This window comes from Chryseobacterium jejuense (assembly GCF_017877355.1).
Classification (GTDB): Bacteria; Bacteroidota; Bacteroidia; order Flavobacteriales; family Weeksellaceae; genus Chryseobacterium; species Chryseobacterium jejuense_A.
This window is the reverse complement of the sequence record NZ_JAGIPR010000002.1, coordinates 469,557-489,007: the sequence shown is the minus strand read 5'-3', so window position 1 is coordinate 489,007 and position 19,451 is coordinate 469,557. Positions and strand designations below refer to the sequence as shown.

Sequence of the window (19,451 nt, the reverse complement as noted above, 5' to 3'; positions counted from 1 at the left end):
CCCCTTAAAATCATCTAATTACTTATTGTTCAAGAGTTGCTACAAGATCTTTCCATTCCTGAAGTTCAGGAATTCCTGGTTTTCTTTTTCCAAAGAACTGAGCAATGAAATCTCCTTCTTTATTGAATACTTCGATAGCGGTAACTTCTCCGTCTTCAGTTGGTTTTTTCACAATCCATGCTTCTGCAATTTTGGTAACATCCAGGTGTAAATTAAAATCAGGATCCATTACATTGAACCATTGCTGGTGCCAAAGGGTTTTCTTTACATTTCCGGTATGAATCTGAATAATTCCTCTGTTTCCAACGAAAACCATAATTGGTGTACCCTTTTCTGAAGCTTCTTCAAGGATGTTGACAACTTTTGAGTTATCAATTTTCTGGGTAAATCCTTCCGGGGCCAATCTTAAAGCCTGAGTTCTGCTTACCCCAAATTTTCTCGTCATCATGAAGAAATCATGTGTATCTTTTAATTCTGTCCATGCTTTTTTGAATCCTTCAACATCTATTTCCGCATCCGGCTTTTCTGCTTGTTTTGGAGCTACGGCTTCAAAGGTGAAAGCGTGGTTTTGCTCTTCAGCTTTAAATTTTCCTACGATAGCATCGAAAGCAGCCTCATCACTGTTTTTAGTTAAGTAGATTTTATGCAGCGCCAATCCGTCTTTTCCAAAGAACTGAAGGCTTTTCTTATCTCCCTCTACTACTGCAAATGCGAACTTCCAGTGGTTAAGGAAAATTCTAAGATCAATATCTTCACCTACGAAAAGCTGGGCGTGGGGACTGCTGAAATCTCCGTTTTGGTAAATTCCTTTTCTTTCATGAACACACTCATCATTACGGGTAAGAGCCATTACTTTTCCTAATTTCTCTGCCTCTGTAAGAATTCCCGGAAAGTCAGGGTTCAGAACTGTTACTCCTTCTCCTATACCTGTTACCAATAATTCAGCTTCACTTACTCCAAATTGTGCTGCTGCATTTCTTATTCTTACATGTGGATTTTCAGCTTTCAGAGCTTCCCATTTTTCCTTTAAATCATTCACTAATATGCTCATTATTTTATTTTTTTATAGTTAAAATTGTATAGATTCTTTGTATTGTTTCGTTTCCTGTTTTGCTTTTTATTTTTTCTTCTCTTTCTGAAGTTTTCATTCTTTTAAAATGACTTTTAGAAACCAGTTCTTCCATTTCATCATTATTATAAAGCTTAAAATTATAGGCTGTAAAAGGCAGTTTCTCCATGAAATCTCTTTGACCAAAAGTTAAAACAAAAGATCCCTCATCTTTTAAAACCCTGTAAGTTTCATTTAAAAAACCAACAGGATCTTCCCAGAAATAAACCGTATTTACGGTAAATATTTTATCAAAAGTCTTATCTGCAAAAGGAAGTACTTTCCCTTCATACAGTACAAAATCTGCCTGATCTTCAAACTTCTGATTCAGTCTTTTGGCTTCCAGATGCATGGTTTCAGAAATATCAACCCCTGTGTATTTCAACCCAGTAGCCAGGTTCAAAATACTTTTTACGTGGTCTGCATTTCCATGTCCTATCTCAAGGATATTCTCATCGTCTTCTATCAAAAGAGTTCTGATACTTTCTAACGTCATACCGATGTTAGTGGCATTCATCATTTCACCAATCTCTACGCCTTTTTCTCCCTGAGGATTGGCTAGATTCTGTGCCAGGATTTTTAATTCTTCTTTTTTCATGGTTATCCAAAAATGATCATTGGGTTATTGGTAATAGGATGTCCACAAATAGTACAAGGAAAATTGTAAGCCTTACTTATATTTTCGGAAGTAAAAACTTCATCCGGAGTTCCATAAGCAGACACTTTTCCTGATTTCATAAGCAAAATCTTATCTGCAAACTGAGCGGCAAGATTCAAATCATGTAAAACAACGATCGCACTATTGGCTTTTTTAGTAAAGTTTTTTATAATTTCCAGTGCTTTGTACTGATGCTTTATATCCAGATTATTCAGAGGTTCATCCATAAAAACCATCTTGTGAGCAATTCCATTCTGAAGCTGGGCCATCACTCTAGAAAGGTGAACACGTTGTTTCTCTCCTCCGGATAAGGTATTGTAATCCCTGTCTTTCAGATGAAAAACATCAGTTTCATACATCATATTATTCATAGCTTCCAGATCTTCCTTTCCGGGTTGGGCATCAAAGTAAGGATACCTTCCCATCATCACAACATCTTTTACCTGCAGAGGAATTTCATTGGAATTGTGCTGCGAGAACTTAGCCCTGTGTTGAGACAGCTCTTTTATTCCCCAGTCAGCAATGGATCTATCTTTAAATAAAATTTTAGATTTCCCTTGCTTTACTTCATTGGCTAATACGCTGAGAAGGCTTGATTTCCCTGCTCCGTTCGGGCCAACGATTGCCAAAAACTCTCCGTAATCCAAAGAGACATCAACGCTATCAAGAATTTTAAAATCCTTGTGAAGATAATTGATCTGATGTGCTTTTATCATTTAGAGTGATTTTTTAAATTTAATTAAAATAGCAATAAAAATTGGTCCGCCGATCAAGGAGGTTAAAATACCGATCGGTAATTCTGATGGAGCCACAATGCTTCTGCTGATGGTATCTGCAATTAAAAGCAGAATACTTCCCAACACCGCCGACAACGGCAGAATGAAGACATAATTCGATTTGAATAAAAGTCTTAAAATATAAGGCACAATAAGACCTACAAAACCGATTGTCCCTGAAAATGCCACAGAGGTTCCTATCATCAGTGATGTAATAATCACAATCTGCTTTTTCAGTTTTTCTACATTAACTCCTAAATGCTGTGCATCTTTCTCTCCTAACATCATTGCATTCAATGCTTTTCCCTTCGGAAGCAAAATAGTATAGGAAATAACAATCACTACTGCCAGAACAATATTCTTCGTCCACGTTGCTGCTGCAAGACTTCCCATATTCCAGAATGAAAGGTCTCTTAACTGTTCATCCTTTGAAATATAAATTAGAAATCCGGTAATGGAGAACCCTATGGACGTGATTGCAACTCCACTCAACAACATCATTACCACATTTGTTTTTCCGGCGCTTGTAGAGATTCTGTACACCAGCATCATAGCTAGCAAAGCTCCTATAAAAGCAGAAATACCTACTAATGAAAACTGGATTACTTCAGGAAGATACTGTTTAAAATGCCCGCCCAGCACAATGGCAAATGCCGCTAATAATGTAGCTCCTGATGTTAAACCTATTGCCTCCCCTGTTGCCAGCGGGTTTTTGAACAATCCTTGTAATGTGGTTCCGGATACAGCCAGCATACTTCCTATTAAAATGGCCATTACAATTCTGGAACTTCTTACATCCCAGATTACATATTTATCACTAAGTGACAATTGGGGTTCTCCTTTAATATACTGTCCCAAAATGGTAAACGGTGACACTCCGTTAAAATCATAAACGCCGATATAAAGTGCCGAAATTGCCAGAATTACCAGAAATATGGTACTTATAGTAAGGTAAAAATATAATTTACTTTGTGTTTTCAATTAAAAGTTTGTTTAATCCAACTGCTGCTTCTCCTAGTCTCGGTCCAAAACCTGACACTAACCCTCCATCCATTGCGATGATCTTCTTATTTTTTCCGGCGTTTGTCTGGGAAACTCCCGGCATCTTCAATGCTCCTTCATTTCCACCTGCTCCTTGTAATCCTGTTTCAAAGAAGAACAATACATCAGGATTAGCTTTTACAACTGCTTCCGGTGTTAATGGTTTGAAATCTTCAAAGTCATTAACTGCGTTTTCTGCACCTGCAAGGTTAATTAAAGAGGCCATTGGGGTATTTTTACCTGCTACCATCAGCATATTTCCTCTTGCATAAATGAATAATACTTTTGGTTTTTTAGTAAGAGGCTGAATCTGCTTCAGATCAGCATCTATTTTATCATTCAGTTTCTGATAATCTGTATTCCCTACTGCTTTGGCTACCTCTTCAATCAGTTTTTTAGTTCCTTCAACGGTATATTCCTGTTTGAAAACTTCAGTTTTGATCCCTGATGTCTTGATTTTTCCTAATAATTCCGGGTTGATATCTTTATCTGAAGCCAGAATTAAAGTAGGGCTTACGGCCATAATCGGTTCAATAGTCATAGATCTTACATGTCCAAGATCCTTAGCTGTAGCTTTTAAACTTGCCGGATAAGTACTTGTAACATCTGTTCCAACGATTTCTTTTTCGTGACCTAAAGCAGTTACAATCTCTGTAATTCCGCCGCTTAGGGTTACAATTTTATTATTGCTTTTTGGAGCTTCAGAAGTAGCTTCCGTTGTATTTTCTTTTTTAACACCTTCTTCTTTTTTGCATGAATACACTGCTACAAGAACAGAAGCTGCAAGGATAAATTTCTTCATAGATATATATTTTATTTTTCTAAATTCTGATATAATTATCTGACTTTTTATAAGGGTTCAAATTCAAAATTAGTAAAGCCACGTTCACCTGTTTTACTGTCTTTCATGGTATTGAATCTCAGCTTAAAATAGAACCCTTCAGCATCTTTCAATACAAAGAAACGATCTGAATATACAAAAGGAACTGGATTTGCAGCTGTTCCGGTAGTAGTTCTCCATTTATCCCCGATGGCTCTGTGGTCATTAAAAACAAATTTGGAAGCATCTACATCTTTTAGTTTGAATGCACTGTACGCTTCATCCAAGCTTCCCGTTACATTTACCTGATAAGCACCTACTCCATTAAGGGTATTGGTTGCAATAAAGTCTGCATAGAAATAACTTCCTGCACTGTTTCCAGGACCCATGAACACTTCATTGGTAAATGTGGTAAATACCAGATCCCAGTTTTTCTTTTTAGGCTGAATTTTTACAGGAGAAGCTGTTTTAAGATTAAAGAATGTAAAGTTGTATTCAGGATCTTTGGTAATGATATATTCTTTAATATTTGCGTTATCAGCATTTAAATCAGCATAGCGGATTTTGTAGCCGTTTGGAGCTCTTACAATCTGAATTTTTTTCCAGCCTCTCTCATCTCCGGATAATGCTACAGATCCTGGTGCTATACTACCCACAGCAGGTATTTCTCTACCCATATTAACCAGATAAATCGGATTGTCAGCATCGTTTTCCTTAATAGTCTCAATACCTGAAGTCTGTGTCAGGAAATTACCATTTGGATTATCAATATATTTCAGATTTTCAGCATCAAAAGTTCCCACCTGGGCAATTTCCTTTAAACTTGCAACATTAACCTCCTTTACTTTATTAAGATCTGTAGCATCAGGAATCTTAATAACAGTCATTGCCAAAGAACCATTGATAATTACCCGGAAATCATCTCCGGAATAAAATCCAAGATCCCAATCTGTTCTTTTATTGACACTTGGCTTATCATGATCACTTAAATCAATCCAAACCTGGTTAGGTTCTGTAGCTCCACCTACTGCAACATTTACTTCAGATCCCGTCATAGGGCGAACCGCCACAGGATCTTCATCAGCAGAAAGACATGACTGTGTAGCAGCCATAATGGAAAGGAGAGATACTATTTTTAAATACTTCATAATACTGTTATTTAAAATTGAAACATTAGTCTTGCAAAATAGCTTCTGCCATAGTATAAATTAATTGTTCCGGAAGCTGCAGTATGAGATGATCCAGGAAGAGCAGTAGATTTTACACTAGTTACATCAAAGATATTTTTAACTCCTGCAGAAATCTCAAAATGGTTGTTCCAGAAAGGCTGGCTTACAATGAAATCCATCATATGGAACGAATCTGTTTTCCCAAGACGCACACCACCCGCTGCATCTGCAACATAAAGTCTATCCTCTCCTGTATATTTGTAGTAAAGTGAGAAGTTAGTGTCTGTATTTTTCAGTTTATAGGTGGCAGAGGCTCCTGCCTGCATAATATATTGGAAGTCATCAGCAGAATCATTCGTTACTTCATTCATCGAAATGGATCTCCCATTTACCGATCCTCTTATGGAAAAAGCAAACTGATCTTTTCTGAAGTCTACATTAGCTGATAACAACATGTTCTTATACTTATTGATATTCATATATTTATAAGTAGAAGGTTCTTTGATGATCATCATATCAATTCTGTCACGTACGTCAAGATATAATGCATCTACGCTATAGCCAATTCTCCAGTCATTAGTTGTTGTAAAGTTCTGATCCCAGAATGCTCCTACTGAAAACCCGGTTTCTGGTTTTAAGTCTGCATTTCCCTGTATATCATGGTTAAGATTAACGAAATAGGTATACAGCTCATCATATTTTGGAAAACGGTTTGCAGATCCTACGATCGCTCTCAGGTTTGAATTTTCAGAAGTTTTATATCTTGCAGAAAGGGAATAATTATACTGATTCTCAAAGTTCTCACTTAAAGAAAGTCTTACCCCTGGTCTCACAGAAAAACGATCTGAGATATTCCATTCTGCGGAAAGGAAGTTGGAATAGGTGAAAATTTTTCTTTTCACTGCCTCTTCAAAGAAATCTCCGGCAATCAGTGCAGCATATCCACTGGTATAATCCAATTCATAACCAAGCTGGAAATCAAAAGTTTTACTATCAAGGAAATTACTAAACATCCCTCTTGAATAAATCACATCTGTTTTATAATAAGATTTTTCTTCTTGTTGGCTCTTGATGGTTCTGTTCGGAATATCATAATTGTAGTCAAAATATTTCCTATCCTGATTTTGGTAAGAGAAATCCCCCATATATCGTATATGTCCAAGGTTAGTCTGAATATTGAACTGATGAACCCAACGATGTGTATTGTATTTTCTATCCCTGCTTTCATATTCTACTCCCCCCAATCCATCATTCAGCGGACGTCTGCTAACCTCCGGATTGTAGAAATTGAAATTCTCTTTCAAGTAAGACATCTTATAAAAAAATGTTGTTTTATCCTTTGAATATCTTATCAATGCGGAAGATTCGTACTGATCTTTTGGATTCCATTCATATCCTCTTCTACCATCCTGTCCAAAATATTTATACCCTTCACTATTTCCTTCATATCCCATAAATTGGTTATGATTGAAGTTCACATTGGCAAACCATTCCTTATTAATATTATAATCAACATTCAGATTCTGAATATGTCTTCCTTGCCCTCTTTTCTTAAGATCATAATTGTTCCTTACTGTTTCTTCCTGAAGTGAACCTCTTACACTCACCTTCTTTGTATTGTTTTTCTTCGTAATGATATTAATTACCCCTGCTACAGCACCATTTCCGTATTCTACTCCCATACTTCCCTTTACAATCTCAATACGCTCAATATTACTTAAAGCAATTTTTGTAAGGTCAATATTACTGCCCAATCCTGTATCTCCTACCATCGGAATATTGTCTATCAGAATCTTTACATAATCCCCATCAAGTCCCATGATATTGGCGGTAGAATTTCCTGATTTGGAATCCGGAGTAACCTGAATGTTAAGACTTTGATTTAAAACATCAGCAACATTGGCAGCTGCCATATTTTTGATCTGTGTGGCATCTATGACATCCACTTTATATATAGATTTATTGATAGATTGTTGTTTATACTGCCCTGTAATAACAACTTCTTCAACTTTCTTTTGATTAAGAGAATCCTTTTCTTGTGCATTCATCCAAAAAGCAATGGATAATGACAGAACGGAAAGCACTTTCTTCTTCATAAGGGTAAAAATTTCGACAAATATAAAACTTTTTATTTAGAATGATTAAAAATAAATATATACTTTTGTATAATAATTCTAAATAAATATTGAGCTATGAAATTAAAATTACTATTAGGGACTCTGCTACTTACAGCATTTACTGCTAAAGCTCAGCTACCCACAATCCACGAAAACTTTGATAATTTCACTATAGGAAATACAACATTCCCACAATTTGGCTGGTCTGCGATTGTAGCACCTATGATTACTATTCCCGGGCCCCCTCCAGTTTCTCCAAGAATGATTGTGGCAGGTACTGCCAATAAATCTGTTCAATCTTATTCTGGAACAAACCCTACAGATTCATCTTATCTAATTACCCCACAAATACAGTCTCCAACAGGAGATAAAAACCTGGCATTTACAGCAACATTGGTAGCTTCATCACCTGGTACAGGAACAATTCAGGTAGGACTAGCATCTAATCCTGCTGATATGTCTACATTTGTACCAGTAGGAAACGCTATTCATGTGACTCAAGTTGGGACTATTCTTAATTCAAATGTAAATATTCCAGCTTCATCCGCTTCTTATATTGTATTCAAATTCACCCCAACTTCTGTACATACGGCGATTCAAATTGATGATGTAGTGTATGATATATCAGCTTCATTAGGAGTAAGCGACAGAGAAATATCAAAAGATGAAATTAGGTTTGCACTCAATTCTGATAATACCTTCCTGGAATTTAGAAGTAAGAAAGATCTTAAAAACGTACACATTTATTCTTCCGGAGGGCAGAAAGTAGCAGAAGGGAAACTTAGCGGACAAAAATTCAATATCAGTACGCTTCAGACAGGTGTTTATTACATCACTATTGAAAGTGCTGATGGAAAAACGATTCAATCAAAATTTATTAAAAAATAAGGTTTATTAGACTATTATTGGCCTTTATAAAGCCGAGAGGAAATTTCCTTTCGGCTTTTTTATTTCTATAAAAGTTTAAAATAAGACAAAAATCATGTTTTTATTTAGAATGATTAAAAATAATTATATATTTTTGTTGAATCATTCTAAATAATAATGTTAAAAATAAATTATGAGAACAAAACTATTATTGGCTTCGATGCTTGCCCTTACTGTTCAACAGACCGTTTTGGCACAGACAGATGCATTAGGATACACCCAAGCAAATATGACATTGGGAAGTGGATACCAGAATCGTTCATTCTTTAATTTTACTGATGGAAATATGGTGTCTCAGCCTGCAAATGCGTGGGATGTAGCATTCTATAGAGTTTCTCCTTACACAACGGGAACAAGAATTAATGATGCTAAGAACATTGAAGTATATACCGCTGCAACCAGCTTAGCTGAATGGGATAATATCGATATCAATAATGAAAGCTCTTGGGGAGCTCCTCTTTATAACCCGGACCAAACTACAGACTGGAGCCAGGGAGCTTTTGAACAGGGACCTATTACAGCTCCTAATCCTAATATTCCTTCTACAGGATGGGGAGTTTATAATACATTAACTCATCATGTTCAGGGAAAAGCGATTTTTGTTCTAAAATATGCTTCAGGAATTTATATTAAATTCGCAATTGAAGATGCGTTTGCCGGATACACATTCAAATACTCTAAGTGGAATGGTACAGCGTGGAGTCCTACGGAAACAAGGACTATAGCTAACGGAACAGATGATGCTTTCTTCAATTATTTTTCATTTGATACCGGAGCAAAAGTTCCTAATATGGAACCTCCAAGAAACACATGGGATTTAGTATTTACAAAATATTTTACTTTCTATAATGGTATTCAGATGTACCCTGTGGCAGGAGCAATTCAAAGCCCTGGTATAAAAGTAGCAATGGTAGCCCCGGAAACTCAGCAGATAGCCAATGGAAATATCCCTGCAGCTAATAATTTCTCATCTAATATTACATCCATTGGTCATTCATGGAAAAGCATTACAACTTTAAAGGATAATGTTGTTTATTATGTGAAAAAAGACAGCGATTATTACAGAATGTATTTTACACAAAGTGACGGTTCCAGTACAGGAAACATGTTTTTCAAGTATAAAAAAATTACAGGATCGCTGGGCATTACAGAAGTAAGTAAAAAAGCTTCTTTCGGAATCTACCCAAACCCTACAACCGCAGATAAAAAAGTAACAGTTCTATTTGATGTTAAAGAAAAGGCAAGCAATAAAGGGAGTGTAGAAGTATATGACCTTACCGGAAAAAAGGTACACGCTGCTGAATTAACCAATCAAACAGGATTTTACAAACAGGATCTGAACCTGTCTCATCTTACTTCAGGCAATTATATGGTAAAAATTACCTATGGTGGTACTTCAGATACCAAAAAACTTATCGTGAAATAATATTTTACTCACAATACTTTCTATTTTTTCTAATAAAAAGGCGGCCTTCAGAATACTGAAGCCGCCTTTTATTGGTTTAGTATATTTTAAATCCTTTGTAAACCTCCGCTCCACTTTCCATGATTTTGGAAGCATCTTTACGGAAGTCCAGCAAGTGATCCTGTCCGTTGTGTCTGTTATGATGGTCAACACTTTCCCAAAGCTCAATCAGGAAGAATGTCCCTTTGTTGTCTTTATCTTCAATAAGGTCATACTGCAGGCATCCTTCTTCTTTTCTTGTTTCTTTTACCAGGTTTTGAAAAAGCTCTACGGCTTCCATCAGATAGTTTTCATTAAACTTAAAAAGTGCAATGATATGTAAGTTCATATTCTAATATTTATTGAGGTAAAAGTAAAATATTTTCAAAATCAAATTTATTTTTGACCCTTTTATTTTTACACTTTCCTACATATTTTTTAACTGAATACTGATTTATAAATAGTTATAGAACTCATCACAATTACTAAAGTTCCAATGACAACAAACATCTTCTTCACCGGAAGCTTTGCCGTAAGCATAGCCGAGAAAGGTGCAGTAATAATTCCACCAATTAAAAGCCCCAAAATAATATTCCAGTGCTGAATTCCGAGAGTAAAGAAAAAAGTAACAGCAGCTGTAATGGTCAGGATACACTTTGCAACCGTAGAACTTCCTACAGCAAATCTTGGCGTAAAAGCATTTTTAATAAGGGTTCCGGTTACCAAAGGGCCCCATCCTCCTCCGGCAAAAGAGTCTATAAATCCTCCAATTACTCCAAGCCTTGTAAGGTTGGTTTTTCTTTTAAGTGCTTTATTCTGTTTACCTTTAAAAGCATTAGAGAGAATCTGAAATCCAAGATATAGGGTGTAAAAAGCAATCAATGTTTTGGTAATCTTCGCGTAATATTCTCCAAGATAAGTAAGACTAACCGCCCCGATAACTGCTCCAATAACTGCTGGAACAGCTAATTTTTTCACCAGACTCTTACTTACATTCTTAAGCTTAATATGGCTTATACTTCCTGCAGCCGTGGTAAAACTTTCTGCGGAGTGAATACTGGCGCTTACAATATGAGGAGGAATATTCAGGAGCAACAATGTGGTGGTACAGATTACTCCATAACCCATTCCCATTGATCCGGCTACAATTTCTGCAAAAACACCCACCAGAAGCATCCAGTAAAAAATATGATGATCCTTCGCCAGAATCTGTTGCAGATCATCAAAATAGCCCAGTTCATAGAGGGAAAAAACGGCTACTGATACCAGGGCAATTGTTACAAACAATACATTGAGCCTTATCTGAATTTTTCTTGTAATCACCATAGCTCTAAAATTGTAAGTTTGTTTTTCTTTACATTCAAATCGTCATTCAACATCTCTCCTTTCCAGTTGGGGCTCATCATTTCTGCATCTTCTTTTGGAATCATAATTTATTCTTTTGAAGTCATGCAAATATCCAATAAAAATATTATCCTACAAAATAAGTAGACTAATATTTCAAAAAAAAGGATCAGGTCAGTCGACCAGATCCATTAAAGTTTTCTTCTCAAGAATATTCAGTGAAGCGTCCCGAACCTCTATCAATACATCATGCAAACCACAGTGATCTTCGTTGCAGTCTTCACATTTTTCATAAAAGTTCAGACTCACACAGGGAAGCATGGCAATAGGACCATTCACAAGGCGTATAATTTTAGCTAACTTCACATTTTCAGGATTTTCCTTCAAGAAGTATCCGCCTCCTTTTCCTTTTTTACTGTCAAGGATCTCTGCTTTCTTCAGTTCAAGCAGGATATTTTCTAAAAACTTTAAAGGTATCTTTTTGTGTTCCGCAATTTCGGAAATAAGAACCGGACCTTCATTTCTTTTTTCTACAAGATATGAAAGTGCCTTAAACGCATATTGAGATTTTTTTGATAGCATTACAGCAAAAATAAGAAAATTGTTTAATATGTTTAAGTTAAAAGACAAAATTACAAAAGGGCTCATAAATAGCTTTGTTTTTTAGCTTTTTGTTCCTTCATAGTTTTGCCTTTTTCCTATTAAATCGTTATGTTTGCCCTATGTTCAGTAAACAAGAAGCACAACAACTCAAAAAGGAATTTTGGACAGCTTTTGGAAAATCCTTTCCAAGAAAATGGATCCTGTATGACACAAAGGTCAAGGATATGGCATTTAAATTCTCTGCAGACAATAAAAAAGTAGAGGTTTCTCTTGATATAGAAATGAAAGATGAGATTTTCCGTAATGCTTATTATGAAAAAATATGGTCTTTGGAAGACATTTTAAAAGATTTTATAGGAGATTTTCAGAAAGACGAATATTTTACGCTGGAAAACGGAAAGGTCATCAGTCGGATTTGGGTGGAAAAACACGGGGTTTCAATTTTCAATAGAAATACTTGGCAGGAAATTTTTGAATTCTTCGTTGAAAAAATGGATGGGTTTGAGAGATTTTATTACGAATATGAGGATTTTATAAAGGACATCTGAAATAATTACGAAATAAATACCGTTTTACACTTTAGGTTAAGATAAAAAAGAAAACTATCTTTGCTCTATACCACTTAAACTAATAGATGAAACTAAACATGATTAACAATGAGAAAAGTGTACAAAAACATTTTTGGAGAAGTCATCTCCAAAAGCAAAGCTACAAAGCTAGATGAATATCATCTGTATTATTACGAAAGTGATTCTGATATACTGAAAGAGATTGAATTCATCAACGAAGAAAGTATATACAACATCAACTATTTCTTACACGAAGGAGACAATGAGGATGAAGTTCTGGAATACCTGAAAGAAAAATCTGATTTTTTTGACATCGAAAAAAAGGAAATTGCCGACGGATTCATTGTTACTACCAATAAACTGTATTCGCTGTCTGTAGACGATCTTCCTTTGATATCCAAAACTGTTTTTAAAACGGATGATCCTGAAAATTTTATATGTTCACAGGTTATTGACAACGAAACTCACGAGCCACAGCTTGAAAGAACTGTAAAATGCTGGTATACTATGGATAAAAACGGAGAAAAGTATGCCGCTCTAGAATGCAGCTATGAAGAAGACGGAACGCTTGAATTGGCGGTTGATAAAACTTCAGATCCTGATAATGAACAGAACTGGGCTCATTATGATTATGAAACTTTTCATGAGCTTCAGGAAAAATGTCCGGTGGATATCAGCTATTACAAAACGGCAGCATTGCTTCCGAAAGAGGCTTACAAGAATTAATTTTTAATACATCAAACAACCACAATTTATTTTTATATGGAAGACAATCCTATTTTTTGGGCAGACGGAAGTGACCCGCAAATGATAGAGGCCTACAAAAAAGCACAGGAAACTTTTAAATATTTTTGGCGTGAGCAATCCTGGGAATACAGAAGAATTATTCCGGGACTTGATGTTTCATGCGTAAAAGCAATGTTTTCAGAAGAAACGGAAACAGGAGAACCCAATATTGAGCACATGTGGATTAATGATATTGGTTTTGATGGTGACCGTGTAACCGGATGTTTAATTAACGAACCCAATACACTAAGAAATGTTCAGGTTGGAGATTTTATTGATATTCCCCTTACTGAAATCAGCGACTGGCTTTTTGCTATCACTCCCAGTGTACAGAAGCCTAAGGGCCTTTCAAAATTATTCTCTTCATCAGCTGATCCGCTTCCGAAGTCTTATGGTGGATTTACCATTCAAAAAATGCGTTCAGATATGTCTGCTTCGGAAAGAAAGGATCACGATAATGCCTGGCAGCTGGATTTCGGAGATTTCAATGATATTCTAGTTGTGAATAAACAGAAAGAAGAACCTGAAAACCTTATTGAGCATCCTATGAGCAGAAATATGAAAGACGATTTCACTAAATTCTTACAGGAATATCCGGATGAAATCAAACAAATTGACGACAACGGGCAAACCCTTCTTCACAGAGAAACCATTGCCGGAAATTTAACTACCGTAAAGGCTGCACTGGAAGCTGGCGCTGATAAAAACATCCAATCTAAAGCCGGAAAAACAGCACTGGATTATGCCAAACAGCTGAATTGGGAACATCTTATTCCTGTATTGGAAAATCATTAATAACCCGAGAAGTAAAACTTAGAAGAATAAAAAATAAAAGAGAAGCAGTAGAGTTTCTCTTTTTTTATCTTCATTACTAAAAAAAACCACAAAAGTCCCAAAAGTTTTATGAAAATAATAGATATTCATCTTTGGTGAGTTTTTTCATACAATAATTTGAGCTTTCTTCAATGAACTAAAGTTGGTATGTTTGAAAAACTTTTGTTGTTGAATATCGATAATTTCTTAACTTCTCTCATTATTCTTTAATCATATTGTAATAAAATACCATACTCAAATGTCTTATTATTAAAAGCTTATGAGAAAAAGTTTCATCTTGTTTATGACTTCTCTATTGTTGATTTCATGTCAGTTCATGAAAACCAATTCACCTACTGCTTCTCATAGGACCAGTGACTCTTTAGACCTGGAAATCAATAAAATATATCAACGAGGGAATTTCAATGGCTTTTCTGTCTCTATTGTTAATGACCAATCAATACTTTATCAGAAAGGATTTGGCTTTGCGGATGCAGAAGAAAAGAAAGCCTACACCGTAAATACGATTCAAAATATTGCTTCTGTTTCTAAAACATTGGTTGGAATTGCTCTTTTGAAAGCTCAGGAATTAGGAAAACTTAATTTGGATGATCCTGTTCAAAAATATGTACCATTTAAAATTATCAATCCTCAATTCCCACAGACACCCATAACCATTCGTCAGCTGGCTACTCATACCTCTTCTATTCTAGACAATGAATTTTATTTATCTAAAAACTATTTCTTAAAATCTAATCAAAATCTGGAGGGGGAAAAACTCAATTTTAATAATGAACAGCTATTTAATCCTTCTGATTCTGCCTTTGCTATGTCCACTTTTTTAGAAAATGTATTGTCCGAACATGGAAAATGGAATACAAACAGTTTTTCTACCCATAAACCGGGAGAAATCTATGAATACTCCAATGTAGGGACTGCACTGGCTGCTTTTATTGTTGAACAGGCAACCGGTCAGGAGTTCAGTTCATTTACCAAACAATATATTCTGAAACCTTTACAAATGAACAATTCGGGCTGGAATTTTGAAGAGATTCAATTTTCGAAATTCTCCAAACTTTACGAAAATCCTAAAACAGTTTTACCTTATTACTTTTCTGCAACCTATCCTGATGGTGGCTTTATCACCAGCATTACTGATTTAAGTAAGTATTTAACTGAATTAATCAAAGGATATAATGGAAAAGGAACAATTCTGAGCCGAAAAAGCTATCAGGAATATTTCAAGCCACAACTTTCTGATGCTAACTTTACCGAAAGAAATACTCAAAATCCTTATAGTGAATCTTATAATGTAGGAATATTCATGGGATTTGGCTATACGGGTTATATTGGTCATACGGGTGGAGATCCGGGAGTCATGTCGATGATGTTTTTTGATCCTAAAAATAGTCTGGGAAGAATCATGATTTTCAATACTAATTTTTCGGATAAGAAAGGAAATGATGCTTTTTATGGGATATGGAATGTGTTGGAGAAATATCAACTAAATTTAAGTAAGAAAAATAATGAACAGTAATATTAATAATGAAAATTAAAAATAAGTCCTAAATTTGTATTGATGAAAGAAAAAAATCTTTACATAATTTCAGGGTGTAATGGAGCTGGAAAAACAACAGCATCGTTTACCATTCTACCTGAAATTCTAGATTGTAAAGAATTTGTTAATGCAGATGAAATTGCAAGAGGGTTATCACCTTTCCAGCCTGAAAAAGTTGCTTTTGAAGCTGGCAGAATTATGCTTTCTCGAGTTGATGAGCTTCTAGAATTTTGCTTTTGAAACAACATTAGCTACCAGAATATATAAGCAGAAAGTTTTAGCAGCTAAAAAAGAAGGTTATAATACTACTCTTTTATTTTTTTGGCTAAAAAATATTGAGCTAGCAAAGGAACGAGTAAAAAGCAGAGTTAAAGAAGGTGGACATAATATTCCTGAAGATGTAATCCTATTCTCATTGCTGAGAAGAATATAAATGAAGACATTGTTATTTACTACAATGAAAAATTCAATGAAATAAAAAATTATTATGACAAAACAAGATAGAGCTGAAAGAAAAATAAAAATTTTAGAAGGACTTGAAAAAGCTTATGAAAAGATGCTTGATTTCAAGAGAAAAAGTAATAGTGAAATTGTCATTATCAGAGATAATAAAATTGTAAAAATAAAACCCTAAATAAAAAAGAGAAGCCTCACAGCTTCTCTTTTATGTTATCCAAATTTCTTCTTTCTCAGCCAGAAGAACAATCCTCCGATAAGGCCAATAATAGCTAATGGAAGTAATAAATTCAGCCATTGCCAGTTGGTTTTCTCTTCTTCTATTCTTCGTCTGTCCAGAAGTCTTTCTTCGATATTTCTGTTTCTCAGCTCCATCAGATTGCTGTCATCCAGCAGATAATCTAAGGCGTTTCTCAGGAACTGCTCATTTCCGAACTGTTCGTTCGTCAGCATGTCTACTCCTAATGGAAGTGGTTTTCCTTTAATTATTTTATTTCGTCCTATATCGCCGTCTGCAATTACGATCATTTTATTTTCAGGACTTGCTGCTTTAAAGCCGGGATAAGATTTCCTTTCAATCCTTGAAGCGTATGCAGAGTTAAATTTTCCTTCTACTGCTACTGCAAAGATTTTCGGAGTGCTTGGTTTTTCCATTTGTCCAAGACTGTCTACAGTGGCAATTTCTTTCAAATCAACATAATTCGGCACCTGTTTCAACAGTGTTCTTTCGCTTGATTCAAAAAGAACTTTTGTTTTAATATTCTTTCTTCCACCCAATGTATCAATAGAAGTTGGGAACTCGAATTTTACAGGGTTGATATTTCTGGTGATCGGGTTATTATTTTCAGCAATTCCAAGAGGATAATAAGGCCATGGTAAACTTGTATACTGCGGATTTCCACTTACCTCTCCTGTTACCAGTCTTAATAAAGCAAATTTCTTCACATCTTTTACCAACGCATTATTGATTCTTAATCCATAGTTGAAGAAGAAATCAGTCATATTGATATCCACCGGGAAAGGCATTACTTTTTTAGATCTCGTCAGCGTATCCATTTCGGCATTTACCGCATCAATCATCCAGAGCGTTTTCCCACCGTTCATGATATATTGGTCAAGAATTACCTTTTCATTGTCTGTAAAAGCTTTTCTTGGTTTTGCAATCACCAGAGCACTCATTTGCTTTAATAATGGAATATCCGCTACGCTAAGCTCAGTCTGATTTTTAGGAATAATAGGCCCTGCATCATAATTTTCCATAGCAAGCTGCATGAATCCCTGGAATTCATCCGGACTTAGTTCATCCTGATTAACCAGAACCCCTACTTTCTTCCTTTTATTAGTAGCAATATTCTTAATGTTTGAAACCAGGTTATATTCAAGACCTTCAATAGAACGGGTTAACTGTTGATCTGCATCAATCCCTGCTTGCTGTACAACCAACGGAATAGAAACTCCGTCATTGTCATATTTTATAACAGCATACGGAAAAAGCGTGATTTGTGAAATTTTTCCATCTTTTACGTCTGGAAGAATTGAGGGTTGCATTCCCATTGCCATCAAAGTATCCTGAGACATCTTTGTTTTAATAGGATCGATAAATTTGAAATCGATTTTTGGATTAATCTTTCTGAACTCTTCCAACATGAATTTCGTTTCTCCCTGAAGCTGTTTAAAGCTTGCCGGGAAATCACCTTCAAGGTAAACTTCTACCGTTAAAGGCTTCTTCACAGATTCCAATACTTTAATGGTACTTTCAGAAAGGGTATATCTTTTTTCTTTTGTTAAGTCGAGTCTTATTCCTGAATAAGTAAGAATAATAACCAGAGGGATAATTGCAATTAAGAAAATTCCCAACGGAGATTTAGCATTGATCTTCTTCATAATCTACTTCTTTTTGTTAATAAAATGATTAGACAATACTAATGACGCACTGATGACCAGAATAAAATAGGCAACATCTTTCAGATCTATAAGTCCTCTTGTAAACCCAAGGAAATGCTGGTAAAAACCAATATTCTGAAGGATAAAATCTGCTCCACCAAGAAGTTTATAGCTTGCCAGCTGTTCGATTCCAAAATACATGATAAAGCACATGAAAACACCCAACAGATAAGCCATAATCTGATTCTGTGATAATGAAGAAGCTAAAATCCCGATTCCTGAGAAGGCAGCAATTAAAATAATCAGTCCAATATAACTTCCAAAGGTCATTCCAAGGTCTATATTACCCTCCGGAACGCCGAGTACATAAACAGTATAAAGGTAAATTAATGAAGGAATCAGGCACAGGACTCCAACAATCCATACAGATAGGAATTTTCCCGCTATCAGTTCTGAAACTTTCAATGGTTGTGAAAATAACCAGTTCAGCGTTCCTGTTTGTTGTTCTTCAGCAAAAGTTTTCATGGAAAGTGCCGGGATAATGAACATTAAAAGCCATGGAACCAACACAAAATAGCTCTGCAGCGAGGCTGCCCCGATCTCAAAAATATTGGAATCGTTGTCGAAAAAGAACAGGAAAAGAGTCCCTATTAAACTGAAAGCGGCAATGATTACCCATGCACTCCAGTTTCCAAAGTAACTCCAAAGTTCTTTCTTTAAAATTGCAATCATAGTTTTTTAGTAAAATGTAAAAAGCAAAGAGATGTAAAGCACACCTGTTCTTTCACTTAAACAATTATTTCTTTTTTTTATTCTTATTAACGAGTTTTACAGTCATCATAATCAGAAATACAAGAACGAAAAATCCTGCAATTAATTGCCACCAATACTCAATTGCCATCGATTTCAGGATTACAGTGAATACCACCAGGAATAAAATGAATGTAGCAATTTCATTGGTCTGTCTCAGTTTAATATTAGCAGTTTCTAATGTATTTCCATTCAATGCCTTCAACTTCAGTACTTTTTTCCAACACCAGTAGTGATAGATGGCAAGTCCGATCAGGAAGGTGAGTTTTAAATGGAACCAGCCCATTTTCATCAGTCCCGGATTTAAAAAGATCATAACCAATCCACATACTGCCATGATTACTCCGGCAGGAACGGTGATAATATTCCATAGCCTTCTGGCCATAAATGTATACTGCTCCCTCAGAATTTTCTTTTTTTCTTCAGGAAATTCATCGGTATCCTTATAGTAAACGAAGATTCTCACGAGATAAAAAATTCCCGCAAAATAACTTACCATAAAAATGATGTGCAGCGCTTTGATGATTGTATAAAGCATTCAGAAAAAATTAACAGCAAAGATAAGCTT

20 protein-coding genes and 1 pseudogene are annotated in these 19,451 nt (G+C 35.4%); 8 read left to right on the top strand and 13 right to left on the bottom strand.

The window, feature by feature from the left end; genetic code table 11:
• Positions 1 to 22: 22 nt before the first annotated feature.
• From J2772_RS05940 to J2772_RS05910, 7 genes are read right to left on the bottom strand one after another with little or no spacing between them, the layout of a single operon-like run.
• Positions 23 to 1,051, bottom strand: a complete 1,029-nt coding sequence (locus tag J2772_RS05940) for a hemin-degrading factor (protein WP_209914363.1) — start codon at positions 1,049 to 1,051, stop codon at positions 23 to 25.
• 4 nt (positions 1,052 to 1,055) lie between these two features.
• Positions 1,056 to 1,706 (bottom strand): class I SAM-dependent methyltransferase, encoded by a 651-nt coding sequence (locus tag J2772_RS05935; RefSeq protein ID WP_209914360.1) that lies wholly within the window; start codon positions 1,704 to 1,706, stop codon positions 1,056 to 1,058.
• Between the two features lie 2 nt (positions 1,707 to 1,708).
• Positions 1,709 to 2,482 carry a heme ABC transporter ATP-binding protein gene (locus J2772_RS05930; protein WP_209914358.1) on the bottom strand — a complete coding sequence of 258 codons (774 nt, stop codon included), beginning with the start codon at positions 2,480 to 2,482 and terminating at the stop codon, positions 1,709 to 1,711.
• A complete protein-coding gene (locus J2772_RS05925) occupies positions 2,483 to 3,523 on the bottom strand; it encodes a FecCD family ABC transporter permease (protein WP_209914355.1) in 1,041 nt (346 codons plus the stop codon).
• Positions 3,507 to 4,385, bottom strand: coding sequence for a hemin ABC transporter substrate-binding protein (locus J2772_RS05920; RefSeq protein WP_209914352.1), 879 nt, complete (start codon positions 4,383 to 4,385; stop codon positions 3,507 to 3,509). Before J2772_RS05920 ends, J2772_RS05925 begins: the two co-directional genes overlap by 17 nt.
• Before the next feature lie 47 nt (positions 4,386 to 4,432).
• Positions 4,433 to 5,551, bottom strand: a complete 1,119-nt coding sequence (locus J2772_RS05915; protein WP_209914349.1) for an HmuY family protein — start codon at positions 5,549 to 5,551, stop codon at positions 4,433 to 4,435.
• Between the two features lie 11 nt (positions 5,552 to 5,562).
• Positions 5,563 to 7,668, bottom strand: a complete 2,106-nt coding sequence (locus J2772_RS05910; RefSeq protein WP_209914346.1) for a TonB-dependent receptor plug domain-containing protein — start codon at positions 7,666 to 7,668, stop codon at positions 5,563 to 5,565.
• Positions 7,669 to 7,764: 96 nt separating this feature from the next.
• Here J2772_RS05910 and J2772_RS05905 point away from each other — a divergent pair, with 96 nt between their 5' ends.
• Positions 7,765 to 8,577, top strand: a complete 813-nt coding sequence (locus J2772_RS05905; protein WP_209914343.1) for a T9SS-dependent choice-of-anchor J family protein — start codon at positions 7,765 to 7,767, stop codon at positions 8,575 to 8,577.
• Positions 8,578 to 8,749: 172 nt separating this feature from the next.
• Positions 8,750 to 10,042 (top strand): T9SS type A sorting domain-containing protein, encoded by a 1,293-nt coding sequence (locus J2772_RS05900; protein WP_209914334.1) that lies wholly within the window; start codon positions 8,750 to 8,752, stop codon positions 10,040 to 10,042.
• Between the two features lie 76 nt (positions 10,043 to 10,118).
• On the opposite strand, the gene J2772_RS05895 is transcribed toward J2772_RS05900, so the two are convergent.
• The 3 genes from J2772_RS05895 to J2772_RS05885 form a co-directional block, all read right to left on the bottom strand.
• On the bottom strand, positions 10,119 to 10,409 hold the full coding sequence (locus J2772_RS05895) for a putative quinol monooxygenase (protein WP_209914331.1): 291 nt from the start codon (positions 10,407 to 10,409) through the stop codon (positions 10,119 to 10,121).
• Between the two features lie 89 nt (positions 10,410 to 10,498).
• The gene (locus J2772_RS05890) at positions 10,499 to 11,386 is read right to left on the bottom strand and encodes a sulfite exporter TauE/SafE family protein (RefSeq protein WP_209914327.1); all 888 of its coding nucleotides are present in this window, start codon (positions 11,384 to 11,386) and stop codon (positions 10,499 to 10,501) included.
• A 192-nt stretch (positions 11,387 to 11,578) separates the two neighbouring features.
• A complete protein-coding gene (locus tag J2772_RS05885) occupies positions 11,579 to 11,986 on the bottom strand; it encodes an RrF2 family transcriptional regulator (protein WP_045502189.1) in 408 nt (135 codons plus the stop codon).
• Between the two features lie 140 nt (positions 11,987 to 12,126).
• On the opposite strand from J2772_RS05885, the gene J2772_RS05880 reads away from it, so the two are divergent.
• The 6 genes and pseudogenes from J2772_RS05880 (at position 12,127) to J2772_RS05855 (ending at position 16,367) form a co-directional block, all read left to right on the top strand.
• On the top strand, positions 12,127 to 12,555 hold the full coding sequence (locus J2772_RS05880; RefSeq protein WP_209914324.1) for a DUF4268 domain-containing protein: 429 nt from the start codon (positions 12,127 to 12,129) through the stop codon (positions 12,553 to 12,555).
• A 108-nt stretch (positions 12,556 to 12,663) separates the two neighbouring features.
• Positions 12,664 to 13,302: a hypothetical protein gene (locus tag J2772_RS05875; protein WP_209914321.1), complete on the top strand. Its 639-nt coding sequence runs from the start codon at positions 12,664 to 12,666 to the stop codon at positions 13,300 to 13,302.
• 36 nt (positions 13,303 to 13,338) lie between these two features.
• The gene (locus J2772_RS05870; protein ID WP_209914318.1) at positions 13,339 to 14,157 is read left to right on the top strand and encodes a DUF2314 domain-containing protein; all 819 of its coding nucleotides are present in this window, start codon (positions 13,339 to 13,341) and stop codon (positions 14,155 to 14,157) included.
• 298 nt (positions 14,158 to 14,455) lie between these two features.
• Entirely contained in the window at positions 14,456 to 15,712 is a 1,257-nt protein-coding gene (locus J2772_RS05865) for a serine hydrolase domain-containing protein (protein ID WP_209914316.1), read from the top strand.
• A 42-nt stretch (positions 15,713 to 15,754) separates the two neighbouring features.
• Positions 15,755 to 16,237: pseudogene (locus J2772_RS05860) on the top strand (zeta toxin).
• Entirely contained in the window at positions 16,221 to 16,367 is a 147-nt protein-coding gene (locus tag J2772_RS05855; RefSeq protein ID WP_185245722.1) for a hypothetical protein, read from the top strand. The pseudogene J2772_RS05860 and the gene J2772_RS05855 overlap by 17 nt, the downstream one beginning before the upstream one ends.
• Positions 16,368 to 16,402: 35 nt before the next feature.
• Here J2772_RS05855 and gldG read toward each other — a convergent pair whose 3' ends face one another.
• From gldG to J2772_RS05840, 3 genes are all read right to left on the bottom strand, one after another.
• Positions 16,403 to 18,073 carry a gliding motility-associated ABC transporter substrate-binding protein GldG gene (gldG, locus tag J2772_RS05850; RefSeq protein WP_209914314.1) on the bottom strand — a complete coding sequence of 557 codons (1,671 nt, stop codon included), beginning with the start codon at positions 18,071 to 18,073 and terminating at the stop codon, positions 16,403 to 16,405.
• Between the two features lie 3 nt (positions 18,074 to 18,076).
• Positions 18,077 to 18,805 (bottom strand): ABC transporter permease subunit, encoded by a 729-nt coding sequence (locus tag J2772_RS05845; protein ID WP_066691783.1) that lies wholly within the window; start codon positions 18,803 to 18,805, stop codon positions 18,077 to 18,079.
• 64 nt (positions 18,806 to 18,869) lie between these two features.
• Positions 18,870 to 19,421 carry a CopD family protein gene (locus J2772_RS05840; RefSeq protein ID WP_209914312.1) on the bottom strand — a complete coding sequence of 184 codons (552 nt, stop codon included), beginning with the start codon at positions 19,419 to 19,421 and terminating at the stop codon, positions 18,870 to 18,872.
• Positions 19,422 to 19,451 lie beyond the last annotated feature (30 nt).

Coding starts and splice junctions, on each gene's coding strand:
- J2772_RS05940 (WP_209914363.1), bottom strand. CDS start 1,051: ATGAGCATATTAGTGAATGATTTAAAGGAAAAATGGGAAGCTCTGAAA.
- J2772_RS05935 (WP_209914360.1), bottom strand. CDS start 1,706: ATGAAAAAAGAAGAATTAAAAATCCTGGCACAGAATCTAGCCAATCCT.
- J2772_RS05930 (WP_209914358.1), bottom strand. CDS start 2,482: ATGATAAAAGCACATCAGATCAATTATCTTCACAAGGATTTTAAAATT.
- J2772_RS05920 (WP_209914352.1), bottom strand. CDS start 4,385: ATGAAGAAATTTATCCTTGCAGCTTCTGTTCTTGTAGCAGTGTATTCA.
- J2772_RS05915 (WP_209914349.1), bottom strand. CDS start 5,551: ATGAAGTATTTAAAAATAGTATCTCTCCTTTCCATTATGGCTGCTACA.
- J2772_RS05910 (WP_209914346.1), bottom strand. CDS start 7,668: ATGAAGAAGAAAGTGCTTTCCGTTCTGTCATTATCCATTGCTTTTTGG.
- J2772_RS05905 (WP_209914343.1), top strand. CDS start 7,765: ATGAAATTAAAATTACTATTAGGGACTCTGCTACTTACAGCATTTACT.
- J2772_RS05900 (WP_209914334.1), top strand. CDS start 8,750: ATGAGAACAAAACTATTATTGGCTTCGATGCTTGCCCTTACTGTTCAA.
- J2772_RS05895 (WP_209914331.1), bottom strand. CDS start 10,409: ATGAACTTACATATCATTGCACTTTTTAAGTTTAATGAAAACTATCTG.
- J2772_RS05890 (WP_209914327.1), bottom strand. CDS start 11,386: ATGGTGATTACAAGAAAAATTCAGATAAGGCTCAATGTATTGTTTGTA.
- J2772_RS05885 (WP_045502189.1), bottom strand. CDS start 11,986: ATGCTATCAAAAAAATCTCAATATGCGTTTAAGGCACTTTCATATCTT.
- J2772_RS05880 (WP_209914324.1), top strand. CDS start 12,127: ATGTTCAGTAAACAAGAAGCACAACAACTCAAAAAGGAATTTTGGACA.
- J2772_RS05875 (WP_209914321.1), top strand. CDS start 12,664: ATGAGAAAAGTGTACAAAAACATTTTTGGAGAAGTCATCTCCAAAAGC.
- J2772_RS05870 (WP_209914318.1), top strand. CDS start 13,339: ATGGAAGACAATCCTATTTTTTGGGCAGACGGAAGTGACCCGCAAATG.
- J2772_RS05865 (WP_209914316.1), top strand. CDS start 14,456: ATGAGAAAAAGTTTCATCTTGTTTATGACTTCTCTATTGTTGATTTCA.
- J2772_RS05855 (WP_185245722.1), top strand. CDS start 16,221: ATGACAAAACAAGATAGAGCTGAAAGAAAAATAAAAATTTTAGAAGGA.
- gldG (WP_209914314.1), bottom strand. CDS start 18,073: ATGAAGAAGATCAATGCTAAATCTCCGTTGGGAATTTTCTTAATTGCA.
- J2772_RS05845 (WP_066691783.1), bottom strand. CDS start 18,805: ATGATTGCAATTTTAAAGAAAGAACTTTGGAGTTACTTTGGAAACTGG.
- J2772_RS05840 (WP_209914312.1), bottom strand. CDS start 19,421: ATGCTTTATACAATCATCAAAGCGCTGCACATCATTTTTATGGTAAGT.